Source organism: Burkholderia vietnamiensis LMG 10929 (genome assembly GCF_000959445.1).
In the GTDB taxonomy this organism is placed as follows: Bacteria; Pseudomonadota; Gammaproteobacteria; order Burkholderiales; family Burkholderiaceae; genus Burkholderia; species Burkholderia vietnamiensis.
In genome coordinates this window covers 2,983,020-3,006,788 of the sequence record NZ_CP009631.1, presented here as the reverse complement: position 1 = coordinate 3,006,788, position 23,769 = coordinate 2,983,020, and the positions used below count along the sequence as shown (strand labels likewise).

14 protein-coding genes are annotated in these 23,769 nt (G+C 68.5%); 6 read left to right on the top strand and 8 right to left on the bottom strand.

What is annotated here, in order from left to right:
- Window positions 1-5: 5 nt before the first annotated feature.
- The 4 genes from astD to AK36_RS23430 all read left to right on the top strand — a co-directional run bounded on the left by astD (window position 6) and on the right by AK36_RS23430 (window position 4,957).
- Complete coding sequence (gene astD / locus AK36_RS23445; protein ID WP_034194195.1) at window positions 6-1,469, top strand: succinylglutamate-semialdehyde dehydrogenase; 1,464 nt, start codon at window positions 6-8, stop codon at window positions 1,467-1,469.
- A gap of 14 nt (window positions 1,470-1,483) precedes the next feature.
- Entirely contained in the window at window positions 1,484-2,824 is a 1,341-nt protein-coding gene (gene astB / locus AK36_RS23440) for an N-succinylarginine dihydrolase (protein WP_045579308.1), read from the top strand.
- Complete coding sequence (gene astE / locus AK36_RS23435; RefSeq protein WP_045579307.1) at window positions 2,808-3,893, top strand: succinylglutamate desuccinylase; 1,086 nt, start codon at window positions 2,808-2,810, stop codon at window positions 3,891-3,893. Before astB ends, astE begins: the two co-directional genes overlap by 17 nt.
- A gap of 269 nt (window positions 3,894-4,162) precedes the next feature.
- Window positions 4,163-4,957 (top strand): ABC transporter substrate-binding protein, encoded by a 795-nt coding sequence (locus AK36_RS23430; RefSeq protein ID WP_011884036.1) that lies wholly within the window; start codon window positions 4,163-4,165, stop codon window positions 4,955-4,957.
- 87 nt (window positions 4,958-5,044) lie between these two features.
- Here the strand turns inward: AK36_RS23430 and AK36_RS23425 are convergent, their stop codons facing one another.
- Both AK36_RS23425 and cdpA read right to left on the bottom strand, forming a co-directional pair.
- Window positions 5,045-6,577, bottom strand: a complete 1,533-nt coding sequence (locus AK36_RS23425; RefSeq protein ID WP_045579306.1) for an HDOD domain-containing protein — start codon at window positions 6,575-6,577, stop codon at window positions 5,045-5,047.
- Window positions 6,578-6,606: 29 nt separating this feature from the next.
- Window positions 6,607-8,346 (bottom strand): cyclic di-GMP phosphodiesterase CdpA, encoded by a 1,740-nt coding sequence (gene cdpA / locus AK36_RS23420; RefSeq protein WP_196480377.1) that lies wholly within the window; start codon window positions 8,344-8,346, stop codon window positions 6,607-6,609.
- Window positions 8,347-8,625: 279 nt separating this feature from the next.
- Between cdpA and AK36_RS23415 the strand changes: the two genes are divergently transcribed.
- The gene (locus AK36_RS23415; protein WP_045579305.1) at window positions 8,626-9,177 is read left to right on the top strand and encodes a peroxiredoxin; all 552 of its coding nucleotides are present in this window, start codon (window positions 8,626-8,628) and stop codon (window positions 9,175-9,177) included.
- Between the two features lie 204 nt (window positions 9,178-9,381).
- Here the strand turns inward: AK36_RS23415 and AK36_RS23410 are convergent, their stop codons facing one another.
- Window positions 9,382-10,011 (bottom strand): SDR family oxidoreductase, encoded by a 630-nt coding sequence (locus AK36_RS23410; RefSeq protein WP_045579304.1) that lies wholly within the window; start codon window positions 10,009-10,011, stop codon window positions 9,382-9,384.
- 239 nt (window positions 10,012-10,250) lie between these two features.
- On the opposite strand from AK36_RS23410, the gene AK36_RS23405 reads away from it, so the two are divergent.
- Window positions 10,251-11,774 (top strand): NYN domain-containing protein, encoded by a 1,524-nt coding sequence (locus AK36_RS23405; RefSeq protein WP_034194200.1) that lies wholly within the window; start codon window positions 10,251-10,253, stop codon window positions 11,772-11,774.
- A 426-nt stretch (window positions 11,775-12,200) separates the two neighbouring features.
- Here AK36_RS23405 and AK36_RS23400 read toward each other — a convergent pair whose 3' ends face one another.
- From AK36_RS23400 to AK36_RS23380, 5 genes are all read right to left on the bottom strand, one after another.
- The gene (locus AK36_RS23400; RefSeq protein WP_045579303.1) at window positions 12,201-15,509 is read right to left on the bottom strand and encodes an efflux RND transporter permease subunit; all 3,309 of its coding nucleotides are present in this window, start codon (window positions 15,507-15,509) and stop codon (window positions 12,201-12,203) included.
- Window positions 15,510-15,512: 3 nt separating this feature from the next.
- Complete coding sequence (locus tag AK36_RS23395; protein WP_045579302.1) at window positions 15,513-18,626, bottom strand: MdtB/MuxB family multidrug efflux RND transporter permease subunit; 3,114 nt, start codon at window positions 18,624-18,626, stop codon at window positions 15,513-15,515.
- Window positions 18,627-18,641: 15 nt separating this feature from the next.
- Entirely contained in the window at window positions 18,642-20,045 is a 1,404-nt protein-coding gene (locus AK36_RS23390; RefSeq protein WP_045579498.1) for an MdtA/MuxA family multidrug efflux RND transporter periplasmic adaptor subunit, read from the bottom strand.
- 288 nt (window positions 20,046-20,333) lie between these two features.
- On the bottom strand, window positions 20,334-21,158 hold the full coding sequence (locus AK36_RS23385; RefSeq protein ID WP_045579301.1) for an IclR family transcriptional regulator: 825 nt from the start codon (window positions 21,156-21,158) through the stop codon (window positions 20,334-20,336).
- Window positions 21,159-21,743: 585 nt separating this feature from the next.
- On the bottom strand, window positions 21,744-23,699 hold the full coding sequence (locus AK36_RS23380) for a PhoX family protein (RefSeq protein WP_011884056.1): 1,956 nt from the start codon (window positions 23,697-23,699) through the stop codon (window positions 21,744-21,746).
- Between the last annotated feature and the right edge of the window lie 70 nt (window positions 23,700-23,769).

Here is a 23,769-nt window from a genome sequence, read left to right as displayed (position 1 = left end):
GAATCATGACGGAACTCTTCATCGACGGCGCCTGGGTCGCAGGCTCGGGCCCCGTGTTCGCCTCGCGCAACCCCGGCACCGACGCGATCGCCTGGCAAGGCGCCAGTGCGTCGGCGGCCGACGTCGAGCGTGCGGTCGCGAGCGCGCGCCGCGCCTTCGCCGGATGGTCGGCGCTCGACTTCGACGCGCGCTGCGAGATCGTCAAGCGCTTCGCGGCGCTGCTCACCGAACGCAAGGAAGCGCTCGCAGCCGCGATCGGCCGCGAGACCGGCAAGCCGCTGTGGGAAGCGCGCACCGAGGTCGCGGCGATGGCCGCGAAGGTCGCCATCTCGATCCAGGCCTACCACGAACGCACCGGCGAGAAGCGCCAGGACATGGCCGACGGCGTCGCGGTGCTGCGCCATCGCCCGCACGGCGTCGTCGCGGTGTTCGGCCCGTACAACTTCCCCGGCCATTTGCCGAACGGGCACATCGTGCCGGCGCTGATCGCGGGCAACACGGTCGTGTTCAAGCCGTCCGAGCTCGCGCCGGGCGTGGCGCGCGCGACGGTCGAGGTGTGGCATGAAGCCGGGCTGCCGGCCGGCGTGCTGAACCTCGTGCAAGGCGAGAAGGACACCGGCATCGCGCTTGCGAACCATCGACAGATCGACGGCCTGTTCTTCACCGGCAGCTCGGACACCGGCACGCTGCTGCACAAGCAGTTCGGCGGCCGTCCGGAAATCGTGCTGGCGCTCGAGATGGGCGGCAACAACCCGCTCGTGATCGGCGAAGTCGAGGACATCGACGCGGCCGTGCACCATACGATCCAGTCGGCGTTCCTGTCGGCCGGCCAGCGCTGCACCTGCGCGCGGCGGATCTTCGTGCCGCAGGGCGCGCACGGCGAGCGCTTTCTCGCGCGCCTGGTCGACGTCACGTCGAAAATCACCGCCGACGTGTTCGACGCCGATCCGCAGCCGTTCATGGGCGCGGTGATCTCGGCGCGCGCGGCCGCGAAGCTGGTCGACGCGCAGGCGCGGCTGATCGAGCAGGGCGCCCGCCCGATCATCGAGATGACGCAGCGCGATGCGCGCCTGGGCTTCGTGAACGCGTCGATCATCGACGTGACCGACGTCGCCCGCCTGCCCGACGAGGAGCACTTCGGCCCGCTCGCGCAAATCGTGCGCTACGCGCGCTTCGACGAAGCGATCGAGCGCGCGAACGACACGGCGTTCGGCCTGTCGGCCGGGCTGCTCAGTGACGACGCGCACGCATGGGAGCAGTTCCGCCGCACGATCCGCGCTGGGATCGTCAACTGGAACCGGCCGACCAACGGCGCATCGTCGGCCGCGCCGTTCGGCGGCACCGGCCGCTCGGGCAACCACCGGCCGAGCGCGTATTACGCGGCCGACTATTGCGCCTATCCGATGGCATCGGTCGAAAGCACGCAACTGAGCTTGCCCGCGAGCCTGTCGCCGGGCCTGCACTTCTGAACGAGGGAACGACGATGAACGCACAAGAAGCCAATTTCGACGGACTCGTCGGCCCGACCCACAACTACGCCGGGCTGTCGTTCGGCAACGTGGCGTCGCTCAACAACGAAAAATCGGCCGCGAACCCGAAGGCAGCCGCGAAGCAGGGGCTGCGCAAGATGAAGCAGCTCGCCGATCTCGGCTTCGCGCAAGGCGTGCTGCCGCCGCAGGAGCGGCCGTCGTTGCGCCTGTTGCGCGAGCTCGGCTTCTCCGGCAAGGACGCCGACGTGATCGCGAAGGCCGCGAAGCAGGCGCCCGAGCTACTCGCCGCGGCGAGCTCGGCGTCGGCGATGTGGACCGCGAACGCGGCGACCGTCAGCCCGTCGGCCGACACCGCCGACGGCCGCGTCCACTTCACGCCGGCCAACCTGTGCAGCAAGCTGCATCGCGCGATCGAACACGAGGCGACGCGCCGCATGCTGTCGACGCTGTTCGCCGATCCCGCGCGCTTCGTGGTGCACGACGCGCTGACGGGCACGCCGGCGCTCGGCGACGAAGGCGCGGCGAACCATACGCGCTTTTGCGCGGCATACGGCAAGCCGGGCGTCGAGTTCTTCGTGTACGGCCGCGCCGAATATCGCCGCGGGCCGGAGCCGAAGCGCTTTCCGGCGCGGCAGACGTTCGAGGCGAGCCGCGCGGTCGCGCAGCGCCACGGTCTCGACGAAACGGCGACCGTCTATGCGCAGCAGGACCCGGACGTGATCGATGCGGGCGTGTTCCACAACGACGTGATTTCGGTCGGCAACCGCGACACGCTGTTCACGCACGAGCGTGCATTCGTCAACAAGCAGGCGGTGTACGACACGCTGACGGCCGCGCTCGACGCGCGCGGCGCGCGGCTGAACGTGATCGAGGTGCCCGACGCGGCCGTGAGCGTGAACGACGCGGTGACGTCGTATCTGTTCAACAGCCAGCTGCTGTCGCGCGCGGACGGCTCGCAAGTGCTCGTCGTGCCGCAGGAATGCCGCGAGAACGCGAATGTGGCCGCCTATCTCGATCGTCTCGCGGCGGCCAACGGGCCGATTGGCGACGTGCTGGTGTTCGACCTGCGCGAAAGCATGAAGAACGGCGGCGGCCCGGCGTGCCTGCGCCTGCGCGTCGTGCTGACCGACGCCGAGCGCGCGGCCGTCACGTCGAACGTGTGGATGAACGACACGCTGTTCGCGTCGCTCGACGCGTGGATCGACACGCACTATCGCGACCGTATCGCCCCGGAAGACCTCGCCGATCCGGCGCTGCTCGACGAATCGCGCACGGCGCTCGACGAACTCACGCAGATCCTGCGGGTGGGCTCGCTGTATGACTTCCAGCGCTGAGTCGCGCGTGGCGGCTGCCGGGCTGCTCGACGATTTCCTCGCGTTCACGCTCGCGGGCCGCACGCCGGCCGAGCGCGACGGCGTGTGTGCGGGCGGCGCGCTGCGCTGGCGCTGGCTCGGCGACGGCCTGCTCGCGCTCGAGCCGGCCGCGGCCGGCGCGGCGGCCCGCGCGAGCGTGCTCGTGTCGGCCGGTGTGCACGGCGACGAGACCGCGCCGATCGAGCTGTTGTCGCTGCTCGTGCGCGATCTCGCGGCGGGCAGGGCCGCGCTCGGCTGCCGGCTGCTGGTCGTGCTCGGCAACGTGCCGGCGATGCGCGCGGGCAAGCGCTATCTCGACGACGACCTGAACCGCCTGTTCGGCGGCCGTCACGCACAACTGCCGGCGAGCCGCGAGGCGCCGCGTGCGCAGCAGCTCGAAGCGGCGGCCGCCGCGTTCTTCGCGGCCGCGCCGGCCGGCGGCACGCGCTGGCACATCGACATGCATACGGCGATCCGCGCATCGGTGTTCGAGCAGTTCGCGCTGCTGCCGCACACCGGCACGCCGCCGACCCGCGCGATGATCGAATGGCTCGGCGACGCGCGCATCGCGGCCGTGCTGCTGCATACCGCGAAGGGCAATACGTATTCGCATTTCACGGCCGAGCAATGCGGCGCGCTCGCATGCACGCTCGAGCTCGGCAAGGTGCGCCCGTTCGGGCAGAACGACCTGTCGCGCTTCGCGGCGGCCGACCGCGCGGTACGCCAGCTCGTGTCGCGCGCGGCCGGCGATGTGGGTGACAAGGGTGACGCCGGCGCTGCCCGCGGCGACGCGCCGCTGCCGCGCGTGTTCACCGTGATCGACCAGATCACGAAGCGCAGCGACGCGCTCGAGCTGTTCGTCGCGCCCGACGTCGCGAACTTCACCGCGTTCGCGCGCGGCACCGTGCTCGCGCAGGACGGCGATTACCGCTACACGGTCAGGCACGACGAGGAGCGCCTCGTGTTTCCGAATCCGTCGGTGAAGCCGGGCTTGCGCGCGGGGCTGCTGGTCGTCGACACGACGCGCGACACGCTCGCCGCGCTCGTGTGACCGACGGCGGCGTCCGCGTGTCGCGCTTGCGCGACAGCGACATCGTCTTGCGCGTTCGCCGGCGCCGCGCGCCGCACGCGCGCCGGCGGCGGCAGCACCGCGCGGCCGCCGCCGCTTTGCCGTCGCGGGCGGCGCGGATTGGTACAATCGCGGCCTTGCGGCTGTTGCGCCGCATCAACGCGCGGCATCGGGATGGTGGTAGTGGTCCGGCGCTGCCATGATGCATGCGCCGTGGTTCCGGAACATTCGAGTATCGAGGAGAACACCTGATGAAGTTGGTTTGGCGTAAGTTGGCCGCGCACGCGGTCGTGGCAGCATCGGTCGTGGCGGCAGGCAGCGCGATGGCCGCGGATCTGAAGGAGATCCGGTTCGGCGTCGAGGCCTCGTATGCGCCGTTCGAATACAAGACGCCCGACGGCAAGCTGACCGGCTTCGACATCGACATCGGCAACGCGGTGTGCGCGAAGCTGAAAACCAAGTGCGTGTGGGTCGAGAACGACTTCGACGGGCTGATTCCGGCGCTGCAGGCGCGCAAGTTCGACGCGATCAACTCGGACATGACGATCACCGAGCAGCGCAAGCACGCGGTCGCGTTCACCGATCCGATCTACACGATCCCGAACCAGCTGATCGCGAAGCAGGGCAGCGGCCTGCTGCCGACGCCGCAAGCGCTGAAGGGCAAGCGCGTCGGCGTGCTGCAGGGCACGATCCAGGAAGCCTACGCGAAGAAGAAGTGGGCGCCGGCCGGCGTCGAAGTCGTGCCGTACCAGACCCAGGACCTCGCATACGCCGACCTGAAGTCGGGCCGTCTCGACGCGACGTTCCAGGATTCGGAAGCGGGCGCGAAGGGCTTCCTGTCGAAGCCGCAAGGCCAGGGCTTCGCATTCGCGGGCGGCACCGTCAGCGATGCCGAGATTCTCGGCTCGGGCGTCGGCTTCGGCCTGCGCAAGAACGACGCGGCGCTGAAGACCGCGCTCGATCAGGCGCTCAAGGAGCTGAAGGCCGACGGCACGATCGACACGCTCGCGAAGAAATACTTCAGCGTGCCGGTGACGCTCAAGTAAGCGTTTCGATCCGTCGCACGATGCAGCCGGCCGCGTTCGCGGCCGGTTTGCTTTTGGGCGCGGCGCGTTGCGGGCGCCGTGCCCGCGTCACGTCGCCGGTGTGGGCTGCGTGGGAAAGAACCGCGCGAGCTCGCGCGCGAGTTCGTTGAGCACGCTCATCTCCTGCTGCGTGATCTTGCGCGCGGTCTGCGCGCCGGCCCAGTCGCCGTACAGCAGCGCGACGCTCGTCGTGCCGATGCGCACCGGCAGCAGCACGAAGGCGCGCGCATCGGGCAGCGCGTCGACGTACCACGCGGGCAGGCGCTTCGCCATCTTCGGGTCCTGCGCCTGTTCGATGAAGATGCCGACCGAGTTCGTGATCGCCAGATGGAAGACGTCGGGCTCGAAGCGCTCGGTGAACTGCAGCCGGTCGAGCGCTGCGTCGACGCCCGGGCCGAAGCCGAGGCGCGCGGCGAAGATGCCGTCGTCGCGGCGCACGAACATCACCGTGCGCGTGAACGCGAGGCCCGCGAGCAGGCTTTCCGACGCGAGCGCGAGCACCGGCGTGAGCACGTGTTCGGACGGCAGCGCGCGCAGGTCCGCGAGGCCGGCTTCGATGCATGCCTTGGGCTGGCCTTGCGCGCGGGCGATCGCGTCGGCATTCGCGCGCAGCTCGACGATCTCGCGCATCACGGTGTCGCTCGCTTCCTCGCGTGCGAGCCGGTCGGCGATTTCGACCAGCGCGTCGGCTTCGATGTCGAGCGCCGCGCCGTAGCGCTGCGCGAGCGCGGCGATGTGCGCGTCGCGCTGCGGGCCGGCGGGCGTGGTGAGCGCGCTGGCGACGTCGGTCGAGCAGCGGCTCACCGCGCGCAGCCAGCGCACGCGCTCCTCGCCTTCGTCGGCGCGCGTGTCCGGCGCGAACCGGCGCTCGTCGTCGAGGTCGTCGGCGTCGTCGTCCATCTCGTCGGGCTCGACGTCGTCGTCGCCATTGGCCATCCCGGCGCGGATCACGTCGGGCAGCCGCCAGCTGGCCGCCGCCTCGAGGCCGATCGCTTCGAAGCTGACGCCCAGCACGTCGACGCAGGCGCGCTCGTCGTCACCGTCCAGCTCGGCCGCGCGGCGCCGAATCCGGTCCCATTCGCTGTCGAGATAGCAGACCACCAGCAGCTTGCCGACCTGGCGCATCAGCGTGCAGACGACGGCTTCCTCGCCGCCGCGCAGTTCCGCATGCTCGGTCAGCTTGCGCGCGACGCAGCCGGACAGCAGCGCGCGGTTCAGCTCGAGCTTCGCGTCGATGCGACGCGGCGTGCTCTGGTGGAAATGGTCGACCAGCTTCAGCCCGACGACCAGATGGCCGACGGTGTCCATGCCGAGCACCATCAGCGCTCGGGTGACGGTCGTGATGTTGCCGCCGAAGGCCATGTACATGGCGGAATTCGCGAGCCGCAGCACTTTCTGCGTGAGCGCGAAATCGGACAGCACGACGCGCACGAGCGCGGTGAAGTCGAGCTCGTCGTTCTTCATCGCGGCCATCGTCGTGCGCAGCGATTCCGACAGCAGCGGGAAGTCGCCGCGTTCGTTCATCCGGGCCCACAGCTTGTCGAGCAGCGCTGTGCGGGGCAGGTGTGCGGTGAGTGACATACGGGAATCTGTCCAGTTCGGCGTGCGCGTCAGGCGGCGTGAAGGCGCAGTTGCTGCGCCTCGAAGCGCCGTGCGAGTTCCTCGGACGGCAGCGCCTGGCACACGAGCCAGCCCTGGATATGGTTGCAGCCCATCTCGGTCAGCAGCTCGCGCTGCGCCTCGGTCTCGACGCCTTCGGCGACGAGCTCCAGATCGAGCGTCTGCGCGAGGCCGACCACGGCCGATACGATCGCGCGGTCGTTGCGCGAGGTCAGCAGGTTCTCGACGAAGCTGCGGTCGATCTTCAGCTTCGCGAGCGGGAAGCGTTGCAGGTACGCGAGGCTCGAGTAGCCGGTGCCGAAATCGTCGATCGCGAAGCGGATGCCCAGTTCGGTCAGCTCCTCGAGCAGGCCCTTGGCCTGCGCGGGGTCGTGCATCAGCAGGCTCTCGGTGATCTCGAGCACGATGCGCCGCGGGTCGATGCCCGTCAGCGCGATCGCCTCGCGCACGCTCTGCGTGAAGCGCGGGTCGCGGAACTGCTGCGGCGACACGTTGACCGCCACGTACTGCAGCGGAAGCCCCTGGCGGTCCCATGCGACGAGCTGCATGCACGCGGCCTTGAGCACCCAGTTGCCGAGATAGTTGATCAGGCCGATGGATTCGGCGAGCGGAATGAAGGTCACCGGCGGCACGAGGCCGTGCAGCGGATGGCGCCAGCGGATCAGCGCCTCGACGCCGACCACCGCGCCCGACTGGCTGCGCGTGATCGGCTGGAAGTGCAGCGAGAATTCGCCGTTGCGCACGCCGTCGTACAGGTCGGCTTCGAGCTTGAGCCGCTCGGCGTCGGCCGGATCGTCGACCGGCGCGTGGAACGACAGCGCATTGCCGCCCGACGCCTTCGCCTGCGACAGCGCGTGATCGGCACGGCGCAGCAGCGGGCTGTGATGCTGCGCGCGGTGCGATGCCGTGCGTTCGTCCGGGTACAGCGCGATGCCGATGCTCGCGGACAGGTGGACCGTCTGCCCCTGATGCACGTACGGCTCGCGCACCGCGGCCTGCAGCCGGCGCGCGAGCGCGTCGGCGGCGCTGCTCGCGCGGGCGCGGTCGGGGGCGGTCAGCACCACCGCGAACTTGTCGCTCGCCACGCGTGCGAGCTGTTCGTCCGGCGACATCAGCGCCTGCAGCCGCTTCGCCGTTTCGCGCAGCAGCACGTCGCCGGCGTCGTAGCCGAGCGCGCGGTTGATGCGCTGGTAGTCGTCGAGGTCGAGCAGCAGCAGCGCCGCGCAGGTGCCCGACTCGTCGGCGGCCTGCTGCGCGCGCATCAGCGCCGGCACGAGCGAGGACAGGTTGTCGAGCCCCGTCATCGGGTCGTGGTGCATCTCGTAGGTGAGACGCGCCTCCAGCGCGCGCCACGCCGATACGTCGAACGCGGCGATCGCGAAGCCGTCGACGCCGTGGTGGCGGCTCTTGAACGCCCGGATCTCGACGTCGAGCGGGTAGGTGAGCGACTTGACGATGCACAGCGTCGTCTTCTCGACCTGGCCCGAGCGCGCGGCGCGGGCGAGCAGCGCTTCGAGCGCCGGGGTATCCTGTTCGGCGATCAGGTCGCGCAGCGTCAGCGTGTGCAGGTAGTCGCGGTGATAGCCGATGAAGCGCAGGCTGGCGTCGGACACGTACAGGAAGCGCAATTCGCGATCGACGTGCGCCAGGAAATCGACCGTGCCCACCGTCTGTTCCAGCCAGTCGCGCACGGTATCGTCGCGCCGCGGCGTGCCGGCGCGCGCAGGCATCAGCGCGCCGCCCGACCAGGCAAAGCGGCGCAGCGTATGCAAGGCGTTGCGCCAGGAGCCCTTGAGTGGCGTCTGTTTCCTGTTGGCTTCCATGTGTCTCGCTGACGTGAAGGGCTGGAACCGGTTGTCCGGAAGGAATAACGGCAGCCTGCGCGAAATCTTTAACCGTCCGGCCGGGGCTGAGACTACGTGCCGCGCCGGGTCGTACCTCCGGTGTTCGGCAGGCGAACGCCGGCATGGCCTGCATCGAGGCCGACTTTATAAGAAATGAGGACGCAGATGAAGCGAAAACTATTGCTGGGCGCCGCGGCAGCGGCGCTGGTGGCCGGCCATGCGCTGGTTGCGCACGCACAATTGAAACCGGGCCAACGGGCGCCGGATTTCACGACGCAGGCGTCGCTGGGCGGCAAGACGTACACGTACACGCTGGCCGATGCGCTCAAGCGTGGGCCGGTGGTGCTGTATTTCTACCCGGCCGCGTTCACGAAGGGCTGCACGATCGAGGCGCACGCGTTCGCGGACGCGGTCGATCGTTACAAGGCTTACGGCGCGACGGTGATCGGCGTGTCGGCGGACAACATCGACACGCTGACGAAGTTTTCGGTGAGCGAGTGCCGCAGCAAATTCCCGGTCGCGGCCGATCCGGACGCGAAGATCATCCGCGAATACGACGCGAAGCTGCCCGCGCTCGATCGCGCCAACCGCGTGTCGTACGTGATTTCGCCGGAAGGGAAGGTGCTCTACGAGTACACGAGCCTGTCGCCGGACAAGCACGTCGAGAATACGCTCGCGGCGGTGAAGGCGTGGGCCGACGCTCATCCGAAGCAGTAGGCATCGCGCCGAAGGTGTGCGGCGGCGCGGCGGGCCGGCGGTAATCGACGTCGCGGCCGCACGCGAGCGCGAGCGCCTGTTGAAGGAAATCGCGTGTCCGGGCGGCGCGAAACGCGCGATGCAATGCGAAACCCGGCCACGACGCAGGGCGCCGGTGCGACGGGCTGCGCGCCCGCCCGCACCCGGTCACGGCCACGGCGCGCGTTACGCGCGCAGCGCCTGCTCGATCGGCACGCTGCCGCCGACGAAACCGATCACCTTGCGGGAAATGCCGAGCTTGATCGCTTCGATCGCGGCCCAGGCGACGTCCTGGCGCGACACGGGCGGCGGCGAGTCGAGCGGCTCCTCGGCCAGCGCGATCTTGCCGACGCCCGGGCCGTCGGCGAGCGGGCCGGGGCGCAGGATCACGTAGTCGATGCCCGACGCGATCACGCGCTCGTCGCCCTCGTGCTTCATCTGCGAGTAATGGCGCAGGGCGTCGCTGCTGCGCTCGGGCCAGTACGCGGTCAGCGAGCTGATCACCACCAGCTTCTGCACGTTGCAGGCGAGCGCATAGTCGGCGGCGCGCGCGACCGCGTCGCGATCGACCTGCTCCTCTTCGGCCGCGCCTTCCGCTTCGGCCGAGCCGGCCGCGTAGATCACGTGCGTGATGCCCTGGAACGCGTGCGAGAAATCGCCCGTCAGGTCGGCCTCGACGACCTTCGCGCCCGGCAGCGCATAGCCGTGCCGGCGCACCAGCGCCGTCACCTCGAATTCCGGCTGCTTGAGCAGCAGATCCGCGCAGGCCTGGCCCGTGCGGCCGGTGGCGCCAATCAGCAGTACCTTCGTCGTCATGAAACCGCTCCTTGCTCGATGCGTCATCCTTCCAGATAGGGACGGACGACCGTTACTCAAGTGTATGTCGAATTGCGCAGGCGGCGCGCGTGTAATTGGGGCTGTACCGCTGGCCGCGCGCCGCTCGATGCGGCTGCACGCGCGAATGGCGGAATCGGGCCGCCGACCGGCTATCATGTGCGCGATGCATTTTTCGCCGCCATGCAGTACAACGCGGCGGCCAACCGGTTGGAGTACACATGGCATTACCCCTGGACAACATCAGCATGGCCGTGTTCTGCGACTTCGAGAACGTCGCACTGGGCGTGCGCGACGCGAAGTACGAGAAATTCGACATCAAGCCCGTGCTCGAGCGCTTGCTGCTCAAGGGCAGCATCGTCGTGAAGAAGGCTTATTGCGACTGGGAGCGCTACAAGGGCTTCAAGGCGTCGATGCACGAGGCGAGCTTCGAGCTGATCGAGATCCCGCACGTGCGCCAGTCGGGCAAGAATTCGGCCGACATCCGGCTCGTCGTCGATGCGCTCGACCTCTGCTACACCAAGTCGCATGTCGATACGTTCGTCATCATCAGCGGCGACTCGGATTTTTCGCCGCTCGTGTCGAAGCTGCGCGAGAACGCGAAGAAGGTGATCGGCGTCGGCGTGAAGAAGTCGACGTCGGACCTGCTCGTCGCGAACTGCGACGAATTCATTTTCTACGACGACCTGGTGCGCGAGCAGCAGCGTGCGCTCGCCAAGCGCGAGCAGCAGCGAACCGGCAACGGCGGCGCGAAGCGCGCGGACGAGCCGTCGCGCAAGCCGGAGTTGGAAGCGCGGCGCAGCGAGGCGATCGCGCTCGCGGTCGAGACGTTCGATGCGCTCGCGTCGGAGCGCGACGACGTCGGCAAGATCTGGGCGTCGGTGCTCAAGAGCGCGATCAAGCGCCGCAAGCCCGACTTCAACGAGTCGTACTACGGCTTCCGCGCGTTCGGCAACCTGCTCGACGAAGCGCAGGCGCGCGGCCTGCTCGAAGTGGGGCGCGACGACAAGTCGGGCGCGTTCGTGTCGCGGCCGCGGCATCCCGTTGCGGCGGAGCCGGCGGCCACGCGCGAGGCGGGCGGGCACCATGGTCACGGCGGGCGCGACGCTGTACAGCCCGCGCGCGAGCCGCGCCGTCGCGGGCACGGCGCTCATGCGGGGGTGCCGGAGAGCACGCACGCGGATGCGGACGATGCAGCCGCCGTCGAGTTCGTCGACGAAGCGGCGATCGTCGCGGCGCAGGCGGCTGATGCGGCCGAAAGCACGGCGTCCGGCGAAGCGGTGGAGGCGGTGGATACGCATGGCGACGCGAAGGAAGGTCGCAAGCGCACACGCAAGAGCGCCGCGAAGAAGGCCGGCGCGAAGAAGGGCGGTGATGCGAAGGGCGGCGATGCGAAGGGCGCTGCCCGCCATGGCGAAGCGAAGCCCGACGACGCGACGCACGACGGCGACAGGCATGGCCGAGACCAGCACGCGAACCCCGAGCATGCGGATACCAGGCATGCCGACCGCCAGCACGCGCGCGCCGCGCACGACGACGACCGGCGCGTAGCGCAGGCATCGGGTGAGCCCGTTGCGCCGGCGAGCGGCGCGACGCCGCGTGAACCGTCAGCGGCCGCACCGGTTGCCGAAGCGGCTGCCGAGGCGACGGGTGAAGCATCGAGCGAAGCGAAGCCGAAGAAACCGGCCCGCAAGACGGCGCCGCGCGCACGTCGCCCGCGCAAGACGGCAGCTGCGAGCGAATAACGGGGAATAGCGGCGGTTCGGCAGTTCGGCGGGGGAACGTCGGTGCCGGTGCCGCCGTTTTCCCGCACCGTTGCCCCGCGCGGAGCACCTACGCCTATCGTCGGCACAGGTCGCTTGCGCCGCTCACTCGCCGGCCACGGTTAGCGCGCCTGCATCGCCCCGTCGATCACGACGCCTTTCGTGGATGGCCTACGGCGATCACAGGAGCCGACCGCTTGCACGGCTCACTCACCGACCACGGTCGGCCCACCTGCATCGCCCCGTCGATCACGACGCCTTTCGTGGATGGCCTACGGCGATCACAGGAGCCGACCGCTTGCACGGCTCACTCACCGACCACGGTCAGCCCACCTGCATCGCCCCGTCGATCACGACGCCTTTCGCGGACGGCTTACGGCGATCGCCTGAGTCACCCACCCACACCCCTCACTCCCCAGCCACCGCCGGCCCACCCGTATCGCCGCGCCGTCCGCGCCGCTTCTCGCTCCACACGCGCAGCCGGTCCATGTACAGATACACGACCGGCGTCGTATAGAGCGTCAGCACCTGCGACATGATCAGCCCGCCGGCGATCGCGATCCCGAGCGGCGCGCGCAGCTCGGCGCCGTCGCCGTGACCGAACGCGAGCGGCAGCGCGCCGAGCAGCGCCGCCATCGTCGTCATCATGATCGGCCGGAAGCGCAGCAGGCACGCCTCGTGGATCGCGTCGAACGACGACTTGTGGGCGTGGCGGGTCTGGTCGATCGCGAAGTCGACCATCATGATCGCGTTCTTCTTCACGATGCCGATCAGCAGGATCACGCCGATCAGCGCGATGATGCTGAACTCGGTCTTGCACAGCAGCAGCGCGAGCAGCGCGCCGACGCCGGCCGACGGCAGCGTCGACAGGATCGTGATCGGATGGATGTAGCTCTCGTACAGCACGCCGAGCACGATGTAGACGGCCAGCAGCGCGGCGAGGATCAGGATCGGCTGGTTGTTCGTCGATTGCTGGAACGCCTGCGCGGTGCCCTGGAAGCTGCCGACGATCGTCGGCGGCACGCCGATCCGCGCCATCGTCTCGTAGATCGCCTGGGTCGCCTGCGACAGCGACACGCCGGGCGGCAGGTTGAACGAAATCGTCGTCGCGACGAACAGGCCCTGATGGTTGACCGACAGCGGCGTCGTGCTCGGGCCGAACGTCGCGATCGCCGACAGCGGGATCATCGTCGACTTGGACGTCGACACCGCGGCGCCCGACGACGCGCTCGACTTGCCGCTCGACGCGATCGCGTTCAGCGCCTGGTTGCGCGCCGAATCGGCCGCGATCGCCGCGGCGCTGGTCGCGGCCGTGCTGGCGCTCGACGTGCCGGCCGCCGTCGCGACGAAGGTGCCGGCCGTCGCGTTGGTCGTCTGCGAACCGTTGGCGCTGCCGCCCGACGTGCTGATCCACACCTGCTTGAGCATCTCCGGGCTCTGCCAGTACTTCGGCGCCACTTCCATCACGACGTGGTACTGGTTCAGCGGGTTGTAGATCGTCGACACCTGGCGCTGGCCGAAGGCGTCGTACAGCGTGTTGTCGATCTGCGAGGGCTTGATGCCGAGCCGCGCGGCCGTCGCCCGGTCGATCGTCACCATCGCCTCGAGGCCGCCTTGCTGCTGATCGGAGTTCACGTCGGTGAGCTCGGGGCGCTTTTGCAGCGCTTCGGTCAGCAGCGGCCCCCATTTGTACAGCTCGGCGCTCGAATCGCCGAGCAGCGTGAACTGGTACTGCGCGTTGCTCTGCCGGCCGCCCACGCGAATGTCCTGCGCGGCCTGCAGGAACGTGCGCGCGCCCGCGACGTGCGACAGCGGCTGACGCAGTTGCTGGATCACCTGATCGGCCGACAGCTTGCGCTCGGTGCGGTCCTTCAGCGTGACGAACATGAAGCCCGAATTGGTCTGCGAGCCGCCGGTGAAGCCCGCGACGCTCTTCACGTTCGGGTTGCCCTGCACGATGCGCATCATCTCCGAGAATTTCAGCTTCATCGCCTGGAACGACGTCGACTGGTCGGCCTGGATGCCGCCGATCATCAGCCCGGTGTCCTGCTGCGGGAAGAAGCCCTTCGGCACGACGATGTACAGATACACGTTCAGCCCGACCGTCGCGAACAGGATCAGCAGCACCAGCAGCGGGCGGCGCAGCGCCCACGACAGCGTGCGCTCGTAGCCGCGCTGCATCCGCGCAAAGCAGCGCTCGAGGAACCGGCCGATGCGGCCTTCCTCGTGCACGTCGTGCGCTTCGCGCAGCAGCCGCGCGCACATCATCGGCGTGACGGTGAGCGACACCGCGAGCGACACGCCGATCGCGAGCGACAGCGTCAGCGCGAATTCGCGGAACAGCCGCCCGACGATGCCGCCCATCAGCAGGATCGGCAGGAACACCGCGACCAGCGACAGGCTCATCGACAGCACCGTGAAGCCGACCTCGCGCGCGCCGTCGAACGCCGCCTGCAAGCGCGGCTTGCCGTTCTCGATGTGGCGCGTGATGTTCTCGAGCACGACGATCGCGTCGTCGACGACGAAGCCGGTCGCGACGATCAGCGCCATCAGCGACAGGTTGTCGATCGAGAAGCCGAGCAGGTACATCGCGCCGAACGTGCCGACGATCGAGATCGGCACCGCGACGCTCGGAATCAGCGTCGCGCGCCAGTTGCGCAGGAACAGGAACACGACCATCACGACCAGGCTGATCGCGATCAGCAGCGTGCGCTCGGTGTCCTTCAGCGACGCGCGGATCGTGGTCGAACGGTCGAGCACCGGCGTGACCGTGATGTCGGCCGGCAGCGACGCGGTGAGCTGCGGCAGCGCCGCGTTCACGCGGTCGATCGTCTCGATGATGTTCGCGCCGGGCGAGCGGTACAGAATCACGAGCACCGCGCGCTTGCCGTTCGACAGCCCGAGGTTGCGCAAATCCTCGACCGAATCGACGACGTCGGACAGGTCGGACAGCCGCACGGCCGCGCCGTTGCGGTACGCGACCACCAGATCGCTGTACTGCGACGCGCGCGACGCCTGGTCGTTGGTATAGAGCTGGTAGTGCGTCGGGCCGAACTCGATCGCCCCCTTCGGGCTGTTCGCGTTCGCGGACGCGAGCGCGGCCCGCACGTCCTCGAGGCCGATCCCGTAGTGGAACAGCGCCTGCGGTTCGAGCTCGACGCGCACGGCCGGATTCGCGGAGCCGCTGATCGCCACCTGGCCGACCCCGTCGATCTGCGACAGCGACTGCTGCAGCACCGTCGAGGCGGCGTCGTACAGCTTCGCCGGCGACGACGTCTCCGACGTCAGCGCCACGACCATGATCGGCGAATCGGCCGGGTTGACCTTGCGGTAGGTCGGATTGCTCTTGAGCGACGTGGGCAGATCGGCGCGCGCCGCGTTGATCGCGGCCTGCACGTCGCGCGCGGCGCCGTCGATGTCGCGGTTCAGCCCGAACTGCAGCACGATCCGCGCGTTGCCGACGGTGCTGGTCGAGGTCATCTCGCTGACGTCGGCGATCGAGCCGAGATGCCGCTCGAGCGGGCTCGTCACGCTGGTCGCGACGGTTTCGGGGCTCGCGCCCGGCAGCGACGCCTGCACCAGGATGGTCGGGAAGTCGACCTGCGGCAGCGGCGACACCGGCAGCCGGATGAACGCGAACAGCCCCGCGAGCGCGACGCCGAGCGCGAGCAGCGTCGTCGCGACGGGGCGGGTGATGAACGGGCGCGACAGGTTCATCGCTTACGCACCGGTCCGCTTGCCGGCGCCGGGGCCGTGCCGCTCGAACCAGCCGCGCGTCCGGCGCGCGAGGCTGTCGAAGCCGAGATAGATCACCGGCGTCGTGAACAGCGTCAGCACCTGCGACACGATCAGGCCGCCCGCGATCGCGATGCCGAGCGGCTGGCGCAGCTCGGAGCCCGCGCCGGCGCCGACGATCAGCGGCACCGCGCCGAGCAGCGCGGCGAGCGTCGTCATCAGGATCGGCCGGAAGCGCAGCAGGCACGCCTGGTAGATCGCCTCGCGCGGCGGCTTGCCTTCGACGCGCTCGGCTTCGAGCGCGAAGTCGATCATCATGATCGCGTTCTTCTTGACGATGCCGATCAGCAGCACGATGCCGATGATGCCGATGATGTCGAGGTCGTGGCCGGTGATCATCAGCGCGAGCAGCGCGCCGACGCCGGCCGACGGCAGCGTCGACAGGATCGTGATCGGATGGATGTAGCTCTCGTACAGCACGCCGAGCACGATGTACATCGTGACGATCGCCGCCAGGATCAGGAACAGCTGGTTCGACAGCGACGCCTGGAACGCGAGCGCCGCGCCCTGGAAGCGCGTCTGGAACGAGCCGGGCAGGCCGATGTCGTGCTCGGCCGCGCCGATCGCCTTCACGGCCTCGCCGAGCGACGCGCCCCGCGCGAGGTTGAACGAGATCGTGGTCGACGGGAACTGCGACAGGTGCGCGACCAGCAGCGGCGACGGCCGTTCGTGGAACGTCGCGATCGACGCGAGCGGCACCTGGCCGCCGCCGGCCGACGGCAGATAGATGTCGTTCAGCGACTGCGCGTAATGCTGCTCGCGGGGCTCCGATTCGAGAATCACGCGGTACTGGTTCGACTGCGTGAAGATGGTCGACACGATGCGCTGGCCGAACGCGTCGTACAGCGCGTTGTCGACGGTCGCCGGCGTGATGCCGAAACGCGCGGCGCTCGCGCGGTCGATCTCGACGTAGACCGACTGCCCGTTGCTCTGCAGATCGGTCGCGACGTCGGCGAGCGACGGCTCCTGCTGCAGCCGCGCGACGAGCTTCGGCACCCAGGTCGCGAACTCTTCGGGGTTCGGGCTCGTCAGCATGAACTGGTATTGCGTCGGGCTCACGGTCGAGTCGATCGTCAGATCCTGCACGGCCTGCATGAACAGCGAGATGCCGGTCACGTTCGCGACGCGCCGCTGCAGGTCGCGAATGATCTGCGCGGCCGACTCGCTGCGCGCGTCGCGCGCCTTCAGGTTGATCAGCATGCGGCCGCTGTTAAGCGTGATGTTGGTGCCGTCGACGCCGATGAACGACGTGAGGCTCTCGACGTTCGGATCCTTCAGGATCTCGGCGGCGAGCGCCTGCTGGCGCTCGGCCATCGCGCCGTACGAGATCGACTGCGGCGCCTGCGTGATCGCCTGGATCACGCCGGTGTCCTGCGCGGGAAAGAAGCCCTTCGGCACGTACACGTAGAGCAGCGCGGTCAGCGCGAGCGTGAGCAGCGCGACCACCAGCGTCGAGCGCTGGCGGTTCAGCACCCATTCGAGCGCGACCGCGTAGCGGGCGATCACCCAGTCGATCGCGCGGTGCACGCGCGCTTCGAAGCGATGGCTTTCATGCGGCGGCGAATGGCGCAGCAGCGTCGCGCACATCATCGGCACGAGCGTGAGCGACACGATCGCCGAGATCACGATCGTCACCGCGAGCGTGATCGCGAATTCGTGGAACAGGCGTCCGACCACGTCGCCCATGAACAGCAGCGGGATCAGCACGGCGATCAGCGACACCGTCAGCGAGATGATCGTGAAGCCGATCTGCTTCGAACCCTTTAGCGCGGCCTCGAGCCCGGAGTCGCCTTCCTCGACGTAGCGCGCGATGTTCTCGATCATCACGATCGCATCGTCGACGACGAAGCCGGTCGCGATGGTGAGCGCCATCAGCGACAGGTTGTTCAGCGAGAAGCCGGCCATGTACATCACCGCCAGCGTACCGATCAGCGACAGCGGCACCGACAGGCTCGGGATGAGCGTCGCGTACACGTTCGCGAGGAACAGGTACATCACCAGCACGACCAGCGCGACCGCGAGCAGCAGCTCGAACTGCACGTCGCGCACGGCGGCGCGGATCATCGTCGTGCGGTCGGTGACGATCTGCACGTCGAGCGCGGCCGGCAGCGTCTCCTGGAGCTTCGGCAACTGCGCCTTGATCGCGTCGACGGTCGCGATCACGTTCGCGCCCGGCTGGCGCTGCACGTTCAGGATGATCGCCGGCTCCGCATTCACCCAGGCGCCGAGCTTGGTGTTCTCCGAGCCGGCGACGATCTGCGCGACGTCGGTGAGCATCACCGGGCGGCCGTTCTTGTATGCGACCACCGCGTCGTTGTACTGGTCGGCGCTCGTGAGCTGGTCGTTCGCGTTGATCGTGTAGGCGCGCGTCGGGCCGTCGAAATTGCCCTTCGGCGTGTTGACGTTCAGGTTCGAGATCGTCGTGCGCAGATCGTCGAGGTTCATCCCGTACTTCGCGAGCGCGGTCGGGTTCGCCTGGATCCGCACGGCCGGCCGGTTGCCGCCCGACAGGCTCACCAGGCCGACGCCCGCGATCTGCGAGATCTTCATCGCGAGGCGCGTGTCGGTCAGGTCCTGCACCTGCGTGAGCGGCAGCGTCTTCGACGTGATCGCGAGCGTGATCACCGGCGCGTCGGCCGGGTTCACCTTCGCATAGATCGGCGGGGCAGGGAGATCGGACGGCAGCAGGTTGCCGGCCGCGTTGATCGCGGCCTGCACTTCCTGCTCGGCGATGTCGAGCGGCAGGTCGAGCGAGAACTGCAGCGTGATCACCGATGCGCCGGCCGAGCTCTGCGACGACATCTGGTTCAGCGACGGCATCTGCCCGAACTGCCGCTCGAGCGGCGCGGTGACCGACGACGTCATCACCTCCGGGCTCGCGCCCGGATAGAAGGTCTGGACCTGGATCGTCGGATAGTCGACTTCGGGCAGCGCGGCGAGCGGCAGGAAGCGCAACGCGACGAGGCCGGCCAGCATGATCGCAGCCATCAGCAGCGCAGTGCCGACCGGCCGGAGAATGAACAGGCGGGATGGATTCATCGAGCGGCCCGTGCGTTACGGGGCCGACGCGGCCGCTGCGTGCGACGCGCCGGTGTGGTGGCCGCCGCGATGGGCGCCCGTGCGCGATGCGTCCGATGCACTGGTTGTGCCTGAAGCCCCCGACGCACCCGCTGCCGCGCCGGCCCCATGTGCGCCCGACGCGCCGTTCGGCTTGTCGGCGGGGATCGAGATCTTCGAGCCTTCGCGCAGGCGATCGGAGCCGTCGGTGACCACGCGCTCGCCGAGCGCGACGCCGCTGACGATGCTCGTGCGTTCGCCGTCGACCGGGCCGGTCTTGACCTTGCGCACCGTCACCGTGTTGTCGGGCTTGACGACGTACACGAACTGGCCGATCGAGCCGGTCAGCACCGCCGAGGTCGGCACGATCGTCGCATTGCGGATCACGTCGATGAGCAGCCGCGTGTTGACGAACTGATTCGGGAACAGCCGCCCCGCGGCGTTCGCGAACGTGGCGCGCAGCTTCACCGTGCCGGTGCTCGTGTCGATCTGGTTGTCGAGCGTCTCGAGCGAGCCCGTCTCGAGCGGCACCGTGTTGTTGCGGTTGTAGGCGGTGACCGACAGCTTGCGGCCCGCGTTCACCTGCTCGAGGATCGCCGGCAGGTTGTCTTCCGAGGTCGTGAAGATCACGCTGATCGGCTGCAGCTGCGTGATGACGACGATCCCGTTCGTGTCGCCCGGCGTCACGTAGTTGCCGGCGTCGACCTGACGCAGGCCGACGCGGCCCGCGACCGGCGCGGTGATGCGCGCGTACGTGAGATTGAGCTTCGCGGAGTCGATCGCGGCCTGGTCGGTTTTCACCGTGCCTTCATATTGCTTGACGAGCGACGCCTGCGTGTCGACCGTCTGCGATGCGATCGAGTCCTGCGACAGCAGCGTCTGATAGCGTTTCAGATCGAGACGCGCGGTCGCGAGCAGCGCCGCGTCGCGCGCATGCGTGCCTTCGGCGTTCTCGAGCGAGACCTGGTACGGGCGCGGGTCGATCTGCGCGAGCAGGTCGCCTTTCTTCACGATCTGGCCTTCCTGGAACGCGACCGACTGCAGGTAGCCCGACAACTGGCTCTTGACGGTGACGTTCGCGAGCGGCGTCACGGTGCCGAGCGCGGACAGCACGATCGGCATCTCGCCTTGCGTCGCGGTTGCGACCGACACGGGCTGCGGCACGTTCGCCATCGCAGCGGGGCCGCCGCGGCCGCGATGGTCGCCGCCGGCCATCGCGCCGGACGCCGGGCCGGCGGCGCCGGTTGCGTCGGCGGGCGTGCGCCGCCACGGATGCCACCACAGCAGGCCGCCGATGATGACGACCGCGAGCGTGCCGATCGCGAGCGTGCGGCGCGGGCGCCGTGCGGCAGTGGGGGCAGGGTCCTTCGAAGGGGGCGTGGGCTTGGGTTGGTTGTCCATCGTGTTCTGTCGGGAAGGCGGCGCGGCGTGCCGGTAGGCGCCGTACACGCGGTAAACGCGGCGAATGCGCCGATCGCGCCGATCGCGCGTGCGCATGCAGCGCCGGCGGGGCCGGCTCGGTCCGGCCCGTCAGATCCGCGCGGGAAAGAGCGCATTGTGCGCCGCGGCTGCGGCGCGACGATGGGCATGATCCTACGTGCCGTCCCCGCTACAGTCCAGTGGCCCATCTTTCAACGGGTTACGGCCGTTACAGCACACGAAGAACGCGACGCGACGATGACGAATCGATTACACGACGCTGCGCCGCGCCGGCGAGCCGCCGATTTCGCGCGTGATCTTCGCGATGCATTCGTGCAGCGCGGGCACCACGTGTTCCTGCAGCCATTCGGGCGCGCACTGGCTCGACGCGCCGCCGCAGTTCACCGAATAGCGCTGGCCCGACGGCCCGACGAATCCGGCCGCAACGGCGTTCAGCCCTTCGCGCCACTCGCCGACCGCGAGCGCATGGCCGTCGCGGAGCGCTTCGTCGAGGCCGGATTTCAGGCGCGCCGACACGAGCGGCCAGTCGTCGCCGGCCGTCGCGCGCAGCGCGTCGAGCAGCGTGTCGCGCTCGTCGTCCTCGAGCGCCGCGAGATACGCGCGGCCGACCGCCGTGCGCGCGATGTCCATCCGCGAGCCGATTTCCAGACGCGTGACCAGCACCGCCGAGCGCGGCCGGATCACGTCGATCGCGACCATGTCGAGCCGGTCGCGCACCGCGAGGTGCACCGACAGCGACGTGCGTTCGGCCAGTTCGATCATGAACGGCCGCGAGCGTGCGCGAATGTCGAAGTTGCGCAGGAAGCCGTGGCTCAGCTCGAGGACGGACGCCGTCAGCACGAAGCGTTCGCTGTCCGGCAGCTGGAACAGGAAGCCGGCGCTGACGAGCGTCGCGGTGATGCGCGACACCGTCGGCTTCGGGATGCCGGTCAATTCGGTCAGCTCGCGATTGCTGACCGGGGCGTCGGCCGCAGCGATGCGGCGCAGCACGGCGAGACCGCGCGCGAGGGCGGTGATCTCGTCCGGCGACGATTCGCGATCTCGGGGCGCAGGAGGCGTTACAGATGTCGACACGTGCGGTTCTCTCTATTTCCGAAACTCGATTTCAATTTTGTTAGAATTGTACGATGATTGTCAAAACATGCATGTTCCATGGGTGAATCGTTCATCGTATGATATTTTACGGGTTCACCCTTGGGTTTACTGGGGAAACCGCCAACTCACTATTGCCGGAAAGTGAAGAGGCCGGTGCAAATACCGCTTGACTTGGCGGCCGGAAACGGAAAGAATGTCTCACGTTTTCGAAACATCGTTTCAGGAGTTTAACCCGCTACGGTGTTTCGCGCAGTCTCTCAGGTTCTAGCACGGCCCTCGGAATGGCTAGAACTTTTTTAGCGCCACGGTCTCCGTGGCGCTTTTTTTTGCCCGCCGCCGACGCAACGCCGACACCTGCGGCCGAACGCCGCAGTTTCCCCGACAGCGCAGTCTACCGCGTCAACCGCGAGTCTATCGCCCGGCCGCGTCGTCGTTCGCACCGCCTTCATCGCCGTGCAAAAAAAAAGCGCGACGCCCGCAATGGGCATCGCGCAGAAGACGGCGTGGAGCGCCGACGAATGAAACGTGACGATGAAGCGGGGCGCCGCGCGCCCCGGTTGACGCTCAGGCCTTCGCGAGCTTGATGCTGGTCGGCTCGGCCGTCAGATAGCCGACGCTTGCGCCGAAGCGGTCCTTGAAGTTCGCGCGCACGAGCGGATCGAGCGTCGGCTTGACCTTGTCGTGCAGCGGCGTTTCCCAGTCGCCCGCGTGCTGGAAGTTGCTCATGATGTAGGTCCAGCCGTTGATCTCGTCCACCGCGTGCAGGCCCGTCGATTCGGCGCCCGCCGGGCACGACAGCACGCGCGTGAGCACTTTCGTGTCGACGTTGTACGCCCACAGGAAGTTGTTCACGTGCATGCCCGAGTCTTCGCCGATGAAGAGCGTGCGCAGCTTTTCCGAGAACTTCAGGTTGTCGGGGTTCGCGATCTTGTCCGGGTTCGCGAGGTTGCCGAGCGCGTCGGCGGCGGCCAGGTCCTCACCGACCAGCGCGGCCGGCGCGCTCATGTCGACCGGCACCCAGTCGCTGTCGATCGCGGCGCCCGTCGTGTCGCGCTGGCTGCCCTTCAGGTTCAGCGCGTAGACGGCGCCCGCGGCGATCTTCTTGTCGAGCGCGACGTCGCGCGACACCGCGTTGCCCTTGATCATCGACGTCTCGATCCGCGACATCGCCGAGTAGACGATCTTGTCGCGCGCGTTGACCGTCGTGCCCTCGAGCTTCGTGAACGCCATGCTGCCGCCGATCAGCGCCGCGTAGCGGTGCGTCTCCAGGAACGCGGCGGCCTTTTCCATCCCCGGCTTCACGCGAATCCAGTTGAACTTGCCGCCGAAGTGGATCTTCGTATAGCTCGCGTCGGCCGGATCGACCGTCGCGACGTCCATGATGTCCGACGCCTTCAGCGTGTTCGCGAGCGTCTCGATCTCGCTGCTCGTCGCATGGCCGATCCTGATCCACGTGAGCGTCGCGCTGCCGGCGCCGGCCGAGGTCGTCTGCGTCCATTTTGCGACGTACAGCGTGCCGGCCGACAGGTCGGCCGCCTTGTCGGCGACGAACATGAACAGGCCGCCGTTGGTCGCGTCGTCGCCCATCATCACGGTGCGCTGGTCCGGCATCACCTGGATCAGCTCGTGCGAGATGCGGCCGAGACAGTAGTGCTTCTTCACCGTGCCGGTGCCGTCCGGATTCACCGTGATCTCGGGCAGATGGCCGTAGTGGTAGGGGTTCGCCTTCGTCTCGTCGCCGAACGTGTTGCGGCTGAACGCCTTGAACTGCGCGTCGGTCGCGGCCTTCGTCGCGTCCGGCTCGTATTCCTCGCTCGACAGGTGCGTGCCCCACGGCGACAGGCTCGCGCCGCAGGTGATCCACAGCCCGTGCGCCTTCGACGTGTCGACGTTGTGATACTTGACGACCTTCAGCGCGCCGGTGGCAGGATCCTGGTCGAGCGTGATGACCGCGATCGGCGACGGCAGCTGGCCGTACTGCGACGCGCTCGCCTGGTCGCGCGTCGTGTATTCGAACTGCACGACGGCGAACACCGTGTTGCCTTTCACGCCCGCCACGTTCGCGTTCTTCAGCGTGAGCAGCGAGCTGCCGTCCGGACAGTCCGAATAGAACTGGCGCTCCTTGCCGGCCACCGAGCGGTCGATGATCGGCTGGTTGTTGATGTCGTAGTAGCCGCCCGCGAGGATCGTGCCGCCTTTGCCGTCCGGCACCATGTCGCCCGTCACGAAGAACGGCCGGTACGCGAGCTTGAAGTTGCGCGACGAGCCGTCCGAGAACGACACCGCCAGCGTCGAGCCCACCGTCGTGGCGGCCATCGCGCCCGGATTGTCGAGCGTCGGCGCGGCCATCGCCGCGAACGCGGCCGACGTATAGGCGGCGGCCGGCGTGGCCGTCGGATTGTCGTCGCCGCCGCAGCCGGTCAACAGGGCCGGCAGCGCGAGGCCGGAAAGGGGCAGCATCGGCGCCCCGGCGAGGATCTTCAGGGCCTGACGACGGGAAGCATTGGGCAACGCGGGCATGTGGAGTCCAGTTTCAGATGTTGGAAGAATGGCTTTCGTCGTGCAGGCAAGCGGAAAGCAAGACGAAGGC